General features: G+C 42.1%; 11 protein-coding genes. 10 read left to right on the forward strand and 1 reads right to left on the reverse strand.

Going from position 1 to position 14609, the window contains the following annotated elements; translation table 11 throughout:
- The first annotated feature begins 115 nt into the window (after positions 1 to 115).
- Positions 116 to 2044, forward strand: a complete 1929-nt coding sequence (gene argH, locus C2869_RS08610) for an argininosuccinate lyase (protein ID WP_108602549.1) — start codon at positions 116 to 118, stop codon at positions 2042 to 2044.
- Between the two features lie 131 nt (positions 2045 to 2175).
- The gene (gene argA, locus C2869_RS08615; RefSeq protein WP_108602550.1) at positions 2176 to 3486 is read left to right on the forward strand and encodes an amino-acid N-acetyltransferase; all 1311 of its coding nucleotides are present in this window, start codon (positions 2176 to 2178) and stop codon (positions 3484 to 3486) included.
- Positions 3487 to 3774: 288 nt separating this feature from the next.
- On the opposite strand, the gene C2869_RS08620 is transcribed toward argA, so the two are convergent.
- Positions 3775 to 6510, reverse strand: coding sequence for a penicillin-binding protein 1A (locus tag C2869_RS08620; protein WP_228710801.1), 2736 nt, complete (start codon positions 6508 to 6510; stop codon positions 3775 to 3777).
- Between the two features lie 151 nt (positions 6511 to 6661).
- Here C2869_RS08620 and C2869_RS08625 point away from each other — a divergent pair, with 151 nt between their 5' ends.
- The 8 genes from C2869_RS08625 to C2869_RS08660 all read left to right on the forward strand — a co-directional run bounded on the left by C2869_RS08625 (position 6662) and on the right by C2869_RS08660 (position 14609).
- Positions 6662 to 7741 (forward strand): pilus assembly protein PilM, encoded by a 1080-nt coding sequence (locus tag C2869_RS08625; RefSeq protein WP_108602551.1) that lies wholly within the window; start codon positions 6662 to 6664, stop codon positions 7739 to 7741.
- On the forward strand, positions 7729 to 8316 hold the full coding sequence (locus C2869_RS08630) for a PilN domain-containing protein (RefSeq protein ID WP_108602552.1): 588 nt from the start codon (positions 7729 to 7731) through the stop codon (positions 8314 to 8316). The genes C2869_RS08625 and C2869_RS08630 overlap by 13 nt, the downstream gene beginning before the upstream one ends.
- Complete coding sequence (locus C2869_RS08635) at positions 8316 to 8954, forward strand: type IV pilus inner membrane component PilO (RefSeq protein ID WP_108602553.1); 639 nt, start codon at positions 8316 to 8318, stop codon at positions 8952 to 8954. Before C2869_RS08630 ends, C2869_RS08635 begins: the two co-directional genes overlap by 1 nt.
- Positions 8951 to 9487: a pilus assembly protein PilP gene (locus tag C2869_RS08640; protein WP_108602554.1), complete on the forward strand. Its 537-nt coding sequence runs from the start codon at positions 8951 to 8953 to the stop codon at positions 9485 to 9487. The genes C2869_RS08635 and C2869_RS08640 overlap by 4 nt, the downstream gene beginning before the upstream one ends.
- Before the next feature lie 5 nt (positions 9488 to 9492).
- Positions 9493 to 11532, forward strand: coding sequence for a type IV pilus secretin PilQ (locus C2869_RS08645; RefSeq protein ID WP_108602555.1), 2040 nt, complete (start codon positions 9493 to 9495; stop codon positions 11530 to 11532).
- Between the two features lie 115 nt (positions 11533 to 11647).
- Positions 11648 to 12163 (forward strand): shikimate kinase AroK, encoded by a 516-nt coding sequence (gene aroK, locus C2869_RS08650; RefSeq protein ID WP_108602556.1) that lies wholly within the window; start codon positions 11648 to 11650, stop codon positions 12161 to 12163.
- Between the two features lie 21 nt (positions 12164 to 12184).
- Positions 12185 to 13249 (forward strand): 3-dehydroquinate synthase, encoded by a 1065-nt coding sequence (gene aroB / locus C2869_RS08655; RefSeq protein WP_108605014.1) that lies wholly within the window; start codon positions 12185 to 12187, stop codon positions 13247 to 13249.
- Between the two features lie 31 nt (positions 13250 to 13280).
- Positions 13281 to 14609 carry an SPOR domain-containing protein gene (locus C2869_RS08660; RefSeq protein WP_108602557.1) on the forward strand — a complete coding sequence of 443 codons (1329 nt, stop codon included), beginning with the start codon at positions 13281 to 13283 and terminating at the stop codon, positions 14607 to 14609.

Raw genomic sequence — 14609 nt, forward strand, 5'->3', positions numbered from 1 at the left:
ATTGCTTTGCTTTGTAGCTTGATTGTCGAGTGAGAAAAGCAATAAGCTCAACCAAATTTAAGGGTTTATCAAAGCCGATAAGCCCAGCATTACCTTTTATGCGAGGAGATCTAACATGGCATTATGGGGTGGTCGTTTTAAAGAAGCGGCAAGCGCACAGTTTAAGAAATTTAATGATTCACTGCCGGTAGATTACCGTATGGCCGTGCAAGATATTGTTGGTTCTATGGCGTGGGCTGAAGCCTTAAGTCAGGTTGGTGTATTAAGCCAGCAAGAATTACAAGATCTGCATAAAGCGCTTAACGAATTAAAAGACTCGGTTGAGCAAGATCCAAAACAAATTTTAACTTCAGACGCTGAAGATATTCACAGCTGGGTTGAAGGTAAATTAATTGAAGCAACCGGCGATTTAGGTAAAAAGTTACACACAGGTCGTAGTCGTAATGACCAAGTGGCAACTGACCTGAAACTTTGGTGTAAAGAGACTGGCGGCGAGTTATTGCTGGCATTAGTTAACTTACAACAAGCCATGACTGAGTTAGCCGAGCGTGAAAAAGACACAGTTTTACCAGGCTACACTCACTTACAACGCGCACAACCTGTGACATTTGGTCACTGGTGTTTAGCTTACGTTGAAATGTTCAACCGTGATATCGGTCGTTTAAAAGACGCTTTATACCGTGCCGATACTTCGCCATTAGGCTCAGGTGCATTAGCGGGTACAGCTTACCCAATCGATCGTGAAAACTTAGCACAAAACCTAGGTTTCCGCTGTGCGACATTAAACAGCTTAGATGCGGTTTCGGATCGTGACCACGTAATCGAGTTATTATCAACCGCTAGTATCAGCATGATGCATATGTCGCGTTTCGCTGAAGACTTAATCTTCTACAACTCGGGTGAAGCTGGCTTTGTGGAAATGAGCGACTTAGTGAGCTCAGGTTCATCATTGATGCCACAAAAGAAAAACCCAGATGCCTGTGAGTTAATTCGTGGTAAAGCGGGTCGTGTTGTCGGCTCATTATCTGGTATGTTAGTCACAATGAAAGCCTTACCTTTAGCATACAACAAAGATATGCAAGAAGATAAAGAAGGCTTATTCGATGCACTAGATACATGGTTAGAAGTCATGCAAATGGCGGTATTAGTGGCCGATGGCTTAAAAGTGAATCGCTCTCGTACACTGGCGGCTGCTCAGCAAGGTTACTCGAATGCGACTGAGTTAGCTGACTACCTTGTGGGTAAAGATATTCCATTCCGTGAAGCGCACCATATTGTTGGTGAAGCGGTATTAGCAGCGATTGATGCTGGTCACGCCCTAGAAGACTTCACATTAGCGCAGTTACAAGAGTTCAGCGATAAGATCGAAAACGATGTATATCAGTATTTATCAATCGAATCTTGTTTAGATAAGCGTGAAGCCCTAGGTGGTACGTCACGTGTGCAAGTGCAAAAAGCCTTAGAAAATGTGCAGGGTGAAAACGGCACGTTAAGCGCTAATGTCATTGGCGCACCGGGTAAACAACAAATTCAAACTGCATTAAAGCAAGTTAAGCAACGCTTGAATGCGCAACGAGCCGCCGCACTTTCTGTACGTCGTGCGCGCATGTCTGATGTTGATCGTATTTTTACGCTTGTTAACTTCTGGGCTGATAAAGGCGAGATCTTACACCGTTCACGCGACAATATAATCCATGATATTCAAAACTTTGTCGTGGCTGAAGTGGATGGTCAAGTGGTTGGTAGTGCGTCGTTATATATCTACCAAACGGGCTTAGCAGAAATTCGTTCAATTGTGGTTGACCAAGATTTCCATAATAAAGGCCAAGGTCGCGCTATGGTGCAATATTTACTGGAATTTGCTCACTCAATTGAACTACAAAAAGTGATTGTATTAACCTACGAGCCAGACTATTTCACTAAACTTGGTTTTGCTAAGATTGATAAAGATTCACTGGCTGAGAATATCATTGAAGACAGCGAGCAAAGCCCAGGTAAAGATCCAGAAGATGAGATCGCAATGGAGTACAATGTAGGTAGCTAAGGCTTATTGCTAGACCTGCACACTCTATTTCAGTAATGTTATAAGGGCGATGTTTTTATATCGCCCTATTTATATCTATCGACGACTAATTCAGTTGTCATACTCAGTTTTAATAAAGCTTGCAAATCATGATGGAAAACGCCGACCAAAACTACGTTAAATGGTTTAGAAATGCCGCACCTTATATCAATGCCCACAGGGGTAAGACCTTTGTGATGATGTTTGGTGGTGAAGCGGTGCAACACCCTAATTTTTCTAACATCATTCACGATATTGCCTTACTGCGTAGCCTTGGCGTTAAGCTAGTGTTAATTCATGGTGCTAGACCGCAAATTGATGCTCGACTCGAGCAGCGCGGCCTAGAGCAAAAGATTGAACACAATATTCGCATCACGGATACAGAGTCATTATCGGCGGTGATAGATGCCACAGGCTCGTTGCGTATTCATATCGAGTCTTTATTAACCATGGGGTTAATCAACTCGCCCATGCATGGTGCGCAAATACGGGTCAGTAGCGGCAACTTTGTTATTGCTAAACCTATTGGCGTGTTAAATGGTGTTGATTACAAACACACGGGGGAAGTAAGACGAGTTGATAGTGAGGGCATTTCTAGGCAACTTAAGGATGAATCCATTGTACTTATCTCGACATTAGGTTACTCATCGACCGGTGAGGTGTTTAACTTATCGTTGGAAGATGTAGCTACACAAACCGCCAATGCGTTAAAAGCCGATAAACTGATCACCTTTTCTGAATTTAATGGCTTAATTGATTCCGCTGGCGAGTTGATCCGTAGTTGTGATTTAAATACTGTGCATCGTTTGCTTAATCAAGATACGCCACACCCACAACGTGTGCTATTACGTGCTATTTTAAATTGCAGTAAAGCGGGTGTTGAACGTTGTCACAGTGTTAGCTTTTCCAGCGAAACGGCATTATTACAAGAGCTGTTTACCCGTGATGGTGCCGGTACCATGGTATCGAAAGATTATCGTGAGCGGATCAGTGTCGCGTCGATTGATGATGTTGGTGGTATTCTCGATTTAATTGCACCGCTTGAAGAAAATGGCACTTTAGTTAAACGTTCTCGCGAATTACTGGAAAATGAAATTTCACAGTTTACCGTGATTAAAAAGGAAGATGTGATTATCGCCTGCGCAGCTTTATATCCATACCCTGAAGCGAAAACTGGAGAAGTGGCTTGTGTGGTGATCCATCCTGAATATCGTGGTGGTAATCGAGGGCAGCGTTTATTGGACTCGATGGAAGCCGAAGCGAAAAAACAAGGATTAGAGTCAATATTTGTCTTAACCACGGTATCTGCCCATTGGTTTATTGAGCAAGGATTTGTTGAACAACCGATTAGCCGTTTACCAGAAGGTAAGCAGCAGATGTATAACTTTCAACGTAAATCGAAAGTTTTTATGAAACAGATATAAATTGGGTGTTAGAGCTGATTTAAAAAAAGGCGGTTAACTTACTAAGTTAACCGCCTTTTTTATTTGATATAGTCAAAGCGATCAGGTTTTATGGTTCATTGTCAGCGCTTACTCACCCCAATCACATAATAGAGCATATGCTTATGGGGTCTCGAAGCTTGCCTGCATAGATGCAGGTAAGGGGCGTGAGCAGGACGCGGTAGCTTTGACGGCTTCCCCTAAAACCTGATAGCTTTGACTATAAGTTAACCGCCTTTTTTTATTTGATAGATTGAAAACCGTAAGTTCTTAGAAAATACCTTCTTCAACCGCTTCGCTAACTTCACCGTCTAGTTCAGCGGTTAGCACATCAGGGGAAGGTGAGTTATCAATAAACTCATGCGGTTCAGTGCCTTCAATAAAGTACTCAAAGCGCGATGAATGATCCGTTTTTGATGATAGTTTACCGGTTTCTTGATCGATCCTAACCGTGATGATGTTGGCAGGCGCTTGCTTCGCTGATTTAGGCACGCCGTCTAAAGCCACTTGCGCGTAGTCGATCCAAGCGGGTAAAGCGGTTTTAGCACCAAATTCAGTACCAAATATTTGATCTTTGCCTAAGTTATTGTTGTATTTGGTTTTGCCTAACACTCGAGTGTGATCATCAAACCCGACCCAACTGGTGATAACCTCTTGTGGGGTAAAGCCGCTAAACCATGCGTCTTTAGCATCATTAGTGGTACCGGTTTTACCGCCTATATCACGCCGTTTTAATTTTTGAGCGCGCCAAGCGGTGCCATTCCAGCCGGTTTTATGCCGCCAACTACCACCGCCCCATATCGTACTTTTCATCGCTTCGGCAATTAAGAATGCGTTTTGCTCACTAATCACTTGCTTGGCTTGTAAATATTCGGGGACTTCTTGGCCTAAACTAGCGTATTGATTGTCGGGTGACTCATTAGCCAATTCATTGTTTAACTCACCACCTAGTTCATCATTTAATTCAACACTCAGTTCTGCTGCCAATTGGCGTTCAAACGCAGCTTGTTCTTCGGCTTCTAATCGGCAAGCTAAGCAGGCTAAAGGTGGGTTGGCTTGCCAAATGGTATCGCCTGCTTCATTGTTAATGGTTTCAATCACATACGGCGTGACAAGATGGCCGCCATTGGCAAATGTGGTATAGGCCGTTGCGACTTCTAATGGCGTAAATGAAGCAGAGCCCAAGGCAATAGATTCGGCGCGCGGGATATCATTCGGATCAAAGCCAAATTTAGCGAGTTGTTCGACGACTTTGTTTATGCCGACACTGCGTAATAAGCGAACCGAAACGACGTTTTTAGATTCAGCTAAGGCACGACGCATGCGAATCGGGCCATCATAGACAGGTGGCGAGTTTTTCGGACGCCAAGTAATGCCTTGACTGCGATCCCATTGATTAATTGGCGCATCATTAATAATGCTGGCTAATGTAAAACCATTTTCTAGGGCTGCTGAATAAATAAAAGGTTTGATATTCGAGCCAACTTGTCGTTTAGCCTGCGTGACACGGTTGTACTCACTCATACGGAAATCATAACCACCAATTAATGCGCGAACAGCGCCATTATCTGGATCTAACGAGACTAATGCCGCGGCAACATCAGGTAATTGTGCCAAGCGCCAACCATCATTGTTTTGATTGCGGCGAACTTTAATTAATTGCCCAACTTGCACCACATCTTGTATTGAGTTTGGCTCTTTGCCTTGCATGGTATCGCTGATATAAGGGCGCGCCCATTTAGCATCGTGCCAACTGACTTGGCTTATTTGTTTATCTTGGTCGATAAAAGTAAAGCTGTCGTTTTCTGTATCAATACTCATGACAACCGCATTTTTAATTAAGCCAAACTCAGGTAAGGTTTTTAGTTTGTTTTGGAGCTCATCATGACTCCAAGTGGGGTCTTCTTCTGCAACATCTGATTCTACAGCTTGAGTTGTCAGTGTTTGTTCATTAGCTTCATTGATTGTTTCACTATTGATGGCAGGTTTATCATCAGTTAAAGACTGTTTTGGCTCTAATGGTTGCCATAGTTGTTCAATTTCGTCATAACGATAGCCGTGTCTTTCATCGTAAGCGTGTGTATTTAGCCTGAGAGCGTGCTGGGCGGCTTGTTGAGAGCGAGATGAAATAGTCGTATAAACTTGATAACCGCCCGTATAGGCTTCGTCACCATAGGTTTGTACCATATGCTGGCGTACCATTTCAGCTATATAAGGCGCGTCGACTTCGATTTGCGCACCATGAAATTTTGCCGTTAAAGGCGTATTGATAGCAGCTTGATATTCAGACTCGCTTAAATACTTTTCTTCTTTCATGCGCCATAAAACCGTATCGCGACGCTGTTTAGCTAAAATTGGGCGACGTAATGGGTTGTACTTGGAAGGGGCTTTTAACAAGCCGACCATCATTGCTGACTCTGGTATTGTCACTTGCTCAATGGTTTTGCCGTATAACACCTCGGCAACTGCACCAAAACCAAATGCTCGATTACCTAATTCATTTTTATTTAAATACAGGGTTAAAATTTCGTCTTTACTTAATAGGCTCTCAATATGAAAAGCGATAAAGATCTCTTTGATTTTACGAATATAGGTTTTTTCACGGGTTAAGAAAAAGTTACGGGCTAGCTGCATAGTTAATGTACTAGCGCCTTGTGTGCGACGACCTCCGGCAGCGACGACAGCAACAGCTGAACGAACTAAGCCGACAAAGTCGACTCCAGGATGTTCATAAAAGCGCGAGTCTTCAGCGGCCAGTAAAGCTTTGATAAAATGATCAGGCGTTTGCTGTAATGTAATAGGGATGCGCTTTTTCTCACCAAATTGCGAGATTAACTTACCATCGGATGTGTAAACCCGCATAGGTGTTTGCAAACGAACATCTTGCAGCACTTCAACCGATGGCAATTCATCCTTGATGTAATAATAAATACCTGCGACAGTGGCGACACCTGAAACAACGCCAAACAAGCCTAAGTACAGGATTACTTTAAAAAATCTCTTCACTCGTTCACTCTAGATTAAAAAATGTGGAACAAAAATTTAATACTCGCTATAGTCCATGCTAGGGTTAATATACCCAGAGGTGTATTTTGTCACACTGGTGTCTAAATTGAATAGAATCATTAAAAAATAATAATTCCGATCGAGCGACAACATGCTTTCTTCGTTTTTTAGCCAAAGTAACACCACTATGGTTGGCATAGATATAGGTTCTTATGCTGTTAAAGCAGTCTTGCTTGAACAGGACGGTGAAACTGTGCGTTTGATCCAAGCCGTACAAGAACCCATTCCCAAAGGCATTATCAATGAAAGAGAAATTCAAGATATTGAAGCCTTAGGGAAAGCAATAGGCAAGTTACGTAAACACTTTCCTAAAAATATTAAATTAGCGGCTGCTGCTGTGTCTGGTTCAACAGTTATAACTAAAACCATTTATATGGATGTTAATCTGACTGAAGATGAAATGGAAAGTCAGATTGAAGTTGAAGCAGACTCACTTATCCCCTATCCATTAGAAGAGGTTAGCTTAGATTTTGAGCGGCTTGAAGTCAATGAAGCTGACCCGTCTAAAGTGAATGTGTTATTGAGTGCAGCCCGTAATGATAGTGTCCAAGCTCGTGTGGCGGCAATTGAGGCTGCAGGGTTCACGGCTAAGGTGATTGATGTTGAGTCTTATGCCTTGTCTCGTTCTGCTGATTTAATTTATGCGCAATTGCCAGATGATGCGGCCAATAAGCTGGTCGGCATTGTTGATATGGGGGCAAACATGACCCTAATGACAGTGTTAGAAGATGGTGAAGCCATATATACTCGAGACCAAAATTTTGGTGGCGAACAATATACGAAAAACATTGTTAATTACTATAATAAAAGTTTTGATGAAGCTGAGCTGGCTAAGAAAAATGGCGATTTACCGCCTAACTACACTTTTGAAGTGTTGGCTCCGTTTCAAACATCGGTTATTCAGCAAATACGGCGAGCCATTCAAATGTTTTTAACCTCAAGCGGTAATAACAAGCTAGACTATTTGGTACTGTCTGGTGGTACGGCCATGCTTGAAGGTATGAAGCAAGTAATTGAAGATGAGTTAGGTGTGCATGTTGTGGTTGCAAACCCGTTTGCTGGTATGGATATTTCAGGCAAAATCGACAGCACAACATTAGAACAAGGCGCAAGTGCTTATATGATTGCGGCAGGTTTGGCTTTAAGGAGTTTTAATCCATGCCACATATAAACCTGCTACCTTGGCGAGAAGAAGCAAGAGAGCTCAAGCAGAAGCAATTTGTTGCCGTGTTAGCCGTAACAGCCGTGATTGTTATTGTGATTGGCATGCTGATTAGCTCATTTTATTCTGGTCAAATTGAACAACAAAACAAACGTAACCAGTATATTCGCAATGAAATTGCCGTGCTGAATACCAAAATTGAAGAAATAAAAGAATTAAAAGCTAAGCGAGCCGATTTAGAAAAGCGTATGGGCTTGATTGCTGACCTGCAACGGAACCGAAATTTGGGTGCGCAGATCCTTGATGAATTAGTTAAGGTGGTGCCACCAGGTATTTATCTGACTGAATTGGAAAAACGTGATGCCTCGGTAACGGTAAAAGGCAAAAGCGAATCGAATAACCGTTTGTCGAACATGCTGCGCAAAATTGAATCGTCATGGTTATTGGGCGATCCCATATTAAACTCTATTGTTGCCGCGCAAGTCGAACCGCGTATTCTGAGTGATTTTCAAATGTCGATGAAAGTCAAACCCGTTAACCAAACTGCGGGTGCACAAGCTACTGACAAAAAAGGAGGTAGCTAATGGACTTAAAAAATATCGATTGGAAAAACTTAGATCTCAGTGATTTAAATAATTTAGAAATTGATGCCAATGATCTCGGTAGTTTACCGCTGCCGATTAAGATTATTTTCGCTGTGGTATTGGCTATTGTTACTGCTGTTGGTTACTACCAGTTATTTATTAGTGATCAAATAGAAGCTTATGATAATGCGCAAAAGCAAGAAGTGAGTTTGCGCCAAGAGTTTTCAAGTAAGTACCATGTTGCGGTTAACGCAGATGCCTACAAAGCTCAGTTAGATGAAATGGAACTTGAATTCGCCCAGCTACTTAAGCGCCTTCCTACAGAGCATGAAACGCCGGGATTACTGGATGATGTCAGTTTTGTTGGTACCACTAGCGGTTTAACCTTTACCAAGATTAATTGGGAAAATGAATTAGAGCAAAAGTTTTATACTGAATTACCGCTAAGATTAGAAGTTATTGGTGGTTATCATGAGTTTGGCGAGTTTTTGGGGCGAGTGGCCGCTTTACCACGGATCGTCACATTGCATGACTTTAATATTAAAGTACAAAAAGGTGAAACGCTGCAGCTAAACTTGCTGGCCAAAACTTATCGTTATAAAGAAAATGTCGAACAAGAGTCAGAGGGTAAAAAATGATAAAGAAACTCTCTGTCTTATTGACTACAATAGGGTTGTTGAGCGCCTGTGGTGACGATATGGCGGACATTCAAGAGTTTACGCAACAAGTAAAAAATTCTGCGCGAACCAGTATTGAACCCATACCTAAGGTTGAGGCATTTGAAAGTTTTGAATATTCAGTTAGTGGTTTACGTAGTCCATTTGTTGAACCTGAACCTGAATTAATTCAAGAGCAAATGGAGCAGTCACGAGATTGTTTACAGCCTAATTTTGCTCGTAATAAACAACCATTAGAAAAATACCCGTTAGATAATTTACGCATGCGTGGCACACTAGGTACAGATGGTGCACTGTGGGGCTTAATCGAAGCGGCCGACGGCGCTTTATTTCGTGTTCGCCCCGGAAGTTATATGGGCTTGTATCACGGGCGGATAGTTGCAGTCACGACTGAAAAAATAGAATTAGAAGAAATGATCCCAGATGGTACAGGTTGCTGGGAAGTTCGCGGTGCCAATCTTGCCATGGCGGACGATACTGATTTAGGAAGCTAAATAAAATGATAAATTGGATAACGTCTGTCAGAACAGCGTTAATTAAGTGTGTAGCGGTTTGCGGATTGGCCTTACTGCCGTTGCAGGCGTATGCGTTGTCAGTATTATATGAGATTCGCTACAACCCAGTGGTGGCAGGTGAGACTGAGCTTGAATTCGTGTTCGACCAAGAACTAGAAGCCGAGCCTAAAGTTCAAGTATTTAGTAATCCTGCACGTATTGAAGTAGAAATAAAAAATGCCGACTTTGAGAGTTATTTAACTGAAGTGCCAGTCAATATTGCTGGCGTAGAAAATATAAAGACGTCATTTGAAGATGAAACCGTGCGCATTAAGATACTACTTGATGCCTTAAAAGTTTATCAGACCCGCCTTGAGGGGGAACGTTACTTTGTTCATGTTTCTGATAACGCGTCATTTGAAAAAACAACATCTAAAGACACGGTAGAGTATTTAAACAAAATTCAAGCCATGGATTTTCGCCACGGTATGCAAGACAGTGGTCGCGTTCTGGTCTTTTTAGAAGATAACATGGCGGCAGTCGATGTTATTGAAAAGAATGAGAAAGTCATTATCGACTTCCATAATACGGATATTCTCCCCGATTTACTTTATAAGATGGACGTTACGGACTTCGGTACCGTTGTCGATAGTTTAGAAACCTTTAAAGATGGTGCATTAACCCGCATTGAAATTACCACTAACCGCCCATTTAAATACCAATACCAGCAATTAGAAAATATATTCACCATTGAAGTCACCGAAGACAAAATGGAAGGCGGTATCATTGGCTCAGAGCAATTTGAAGGTGATCCAATATCGTTAAACTTCCAAGATATTCCTGTTAGAACGGTTTTACAGATTATTGCGGATTACAACGGCTTTAACCTAGTTACTAGTGATTCAGTGGCAGGTAATATTACATTGCGCTTAGACGGCGTGCCTTGGGACCAAGCGCTTGATATTATTTTAAAGATCAAAGGCTTAGATAAGCGAATGGAAGGTAATATTTTGCTTGTCGCCCCAGGTGATGAAATTGCTGCTCGTGAGGCGCGTGAATTACAAGCCAAAAAGCAAGTAGCAGAGCTAGCGCCACTGTACACAGAGTACTTACAGGTTAACTATGCTAAAGCGCTTGAAATAGCTAGTTTATTAAAAGGTAAAAGCGCGATGCTGTCAGAGCGCGGCAGTTTGTCAGTGGACGAACGAACAAATACTTTATTATTGCGTGATACAACGGAAAGCATCAATAACATTAAGCGTTTAGTGGCGATCCTTGATATTCCAGTTAAGCAAGTGATGATCGAATCACGTATTGTGACAGTTAAAGATAACATAACGGATGAAATGGGGATCCGTTGGGGTATTTCCGATCAGCAAGGCAGCGATGGAATATCTGGCTCATTAAACGGTGCCGAGCAATTAGGCGGTGGTGCTATCCCAAGTTTAAATGACAGGTTAAATGTTAATTTACCGGTTGCAGCGCCAACTGGCTCTATTGCCTTTCATGTCGCGCGCTTAACGGATGGGACTATTCTTGATCTTGAGTTATCAGCATTAGAGCGTGAAAACAAAGGTGAGGTGATCGCCAGCCCACGTATTACCACTGCTAACCAAAAAACAGCCTATATTGAGCAGGGAACTGAAATTCCATTTGTGCAAGCGGCTTCAAGTGGGGCAACTGCGGTAACTTTCAAAAAAGCTGTACTCAGTTTAGAAGTGACTCCGCAAATTACGCCTGACAATAAAATTATCTTGGATTTAATTATTACCCAAGACTCACGTGGTGATACCGTTCAAACCGCAACAGGTTCTGCGGTGGCTATAGACACCCAAGAAATTGGCACTCAGGTTTTAGTCGACAATGGTGAAACCATAGTGTTAGGTGGTATATACCAACAATCGATTGTTAACTCGGAAAGCAAGGTTCCACTATTGGGGGATATCCCATATTTAGGACGTTTGTTTAAAAACACCTCAGATTTTACCGAGAAAAAGGAACTTTTAATCTTTGTAACGCCTAGAGTCGTCACTGAAGCATTATAAAACCACAGTTGTACTTGCAATTGCTACTAAAGAGCTGAGATAATCGCGGCTCTTTTTTTAAAGACGAAATTCACCCGGAGCAACTTAAACTAACTGTTGGTATAGATAGATTACAATGGCCGAGAAACGTAATATTTTCCTCGTTGGCCCTATGGGGGCCGGTAAGAGCACAATTGGTAGACAACTTGCTCAAGAACTTCACTTAGAATTTGTAGACTCTGATTCAGAAATTGAACGCAGAACCGGCGCGGATATCGCTTGGGTGTTTGATGTCGAAGGTGAAGAGGGCTTTCGCAGACGTGAAGAAAAAGTCATCTTTGAATTGACCGAGCAGCAAGGCATTGTATTAGCCACTGGTGGTGGCTCGGTAATTAGCAAAGAAGTTAGAAACCGTTTGTCAGCTCGTGGGTTTGTTGTGTACCTTGAAACAACAATCGATAAACAAGTTGCGCGTACGCAGAAAGATAAAAAGCGTCCGTTATTACAAACTAAGGATCCACGCCAAGTATTAATTGATTTGGCACAAGTACGCAATCCACTATACGAAGAAGTTGCAGATCTCGTTGTTAAGACAGACGAGCAAAGTGCAAAAGTGGTAGCCAAGGAAATTATTGACCGTTTAGGATTCTAAATTCATTTTGTAGCTATGAGCATTACACAATTAAATGTTGAATTGGGGGCTCGTAGCTACCCTATTCGTATAGGTTCTGGTTTATTGGCAAACAAACAAGAGTTTGCCAATGCCATTCCCACCAAAAGGGTAGTGGTTGTCACTAATGAAACCGTTCAACCCTTATACTTAGACACTGTATTAGCCAGTTTAAGCGATTTTGATACTAATTACTTTGTTTTACCTGATGGTGAGCAGTACAAAACGCTAGAGTACTTTGAAAAAGTTAACGCTTTTCTGTTAGAAAATAACTATGGTCGTGATACCACTCTTGTTGCCTTAGGTGGCGGTGTGATTGGCGATCTAGTTGGTTTTGTTTCAGCCTGTTATCAGCGCGGTGTGCCTTTTGTGCAAGTGCCAACCACACTGTTATCGCAAGTCGATTCATCGGTAGGCGGTAAAACGGCGGTCAATCATGCGCTGGGTAAAAATATGATCGGCGCATTTAAGCAGCCGGTTGCTGTGTTAATTGATACAGATACCTTGAAAACCTTACCAAAACGCGAGTTTGCTGCCGGTGCAGCGGAAGTACTTAAGTACGGACTGATTTGCGACAAACCATTCTGGCAATATTTAATTGCTAATCGCCAAGCAATCCAGAGCTTAGCTGAAGATGAAACTAAGTACATCTTGCAGAAATGTTGTCAAATTAAAGCCGATGTGGTTGCTCAAGACGAGACTGAAAAAGGCGTTCGAGCCTTGTTAAATCTTGGCCATACCTTTGGTCACGCCATAGAAGCCGAGTTGGGATATGGGCAATGGTTACATGGTGAAGCCGTTGGCGCGGGTATGGTTATCGCGGCTGAAGTTTCACTTAACCGTGGTTATCTGAACCAGCAAGAGTTTGACGAGATTAAAAGTGCCATTGCTGCCTATGATTTGCCAATTGCGCAACCTGAAAGTATGTCTATGGCTGACTTTGTCAAACATATGAAACGTGATAAAAAAGTGGAAAACAACGTCATGCGTTTTATCTTACCTAGTGAGTTAGGCCAAAGCGCAATATATGATGATGTCACTGAAGAAGAACTCGCTAAGGTATTGTAGCCTTAGACTTTAGTATTAAGAAGGATAGGTTATGCAAGATAGTAATGCTGAGCGACTATTGCATAACCTTCAATATTCTAATTCGGTTGTAGTATACACCGAATCTAGCAGCCCCATTCAACGTCACTTGCCTTTGTTTGGCGAACAATTCAACCTGTGTTACATCACGTCGACTGCAGACGACACCATGCAAAATGTGCGCGGGCAAATTATAAAGCAGTGGTTCCGTAACCCATTAATGGATCCTAACTTAACTTTAATTGAATCCTTTTCTCAGTTCGATAATGGCACTAATCAATATGTGCTTATCGTTAAAAATTGCTTTATTAGTGAGCTGATCCGCGAACTTATTGCTTTGCATCAACTGTTTGCCGGACGTGTGCGCGTTGTTATTGAAGTGGTGCCAGAAAAAGCCTCAGAGATCATTCGTAAGTTTAAAGCCGCCAAGTGTTCCGTTTTACTAATTGGTGAATTGTACGGCCCTATCACAGAAGAAAAGCCGAGTTTTGCTCATGTATATCAGCAAGAGACTAAGCGCTCACCATTCTCTTATTGGCTATTCGCGGCGGCTGGGCTCATTGTTGCGTCAGCAATCGGTTTAAGTATCTGGTTATATCAACCTAAGGTAACAGATGCACCTACGGAGCTTGAAGCTGGATCTGAAAATACCGTCTTAGCAGTAAAAGCTAACAATAAACTGAGTCAAGATATAGATAAATTAAAGAAAAATCGACCCGATTACACACTGGAGCGTGAGCCCGAAGCGCAACCTTCTGCGCGGAAGGTACTAAACCTAGAAGGTGCTGCTAATCAGCAACCTAGTCAACATACCGAACAGTCAGCTAAATTACAGGATCTTGAGGCGTCTTCTGAGCTTAAAGATGATGCCAAAGCTAATAAAGCGCAAGCTGTTAATACTAAGCAAGCTAATGAAACAAGCGCGACTGCTTCGTTAGCTGATATATCATCTCAAACGACAGAGCCCGAACTGTCGCCGTCAGATAAATCGCATTTACCTGTTGCTAATAATGCTCCAGCAAAAGCTGAGGCTGGTGTAACTTCAGACTTTGATAATGTATGGTTTGAACAAGCAAACCCCAAACATTATGTTTTACAGCTGGCGGTATTAAGCAATCAAAAAGTGCTTAATGACTATTTACAAGCTAATCAGTTACATAAACAGGTTAAAATTTATCATGCATTGACCGGCTATGGAGTTGTTTTTGGTGAATATGGCTCAATTAAGCAAGCTAAGCTTGCTATTAAAAACTTACCGAGTAATATCGATGCCTCAAAAGTTTGGCCAAAACCAATTTCGGCTATCAGAGAAACCTTAATCAACCAAACAGCTGCTAATTAG

This window comes from Saccharobesus litoralis (assembly GCF_003063625.1).
GTDB lineage: Bacteria > Pseudomonadota > Gammaproteobacteria > Enterobacterales > Alteromonadaceae > Saccharobesus > Saccharobesus litoralis.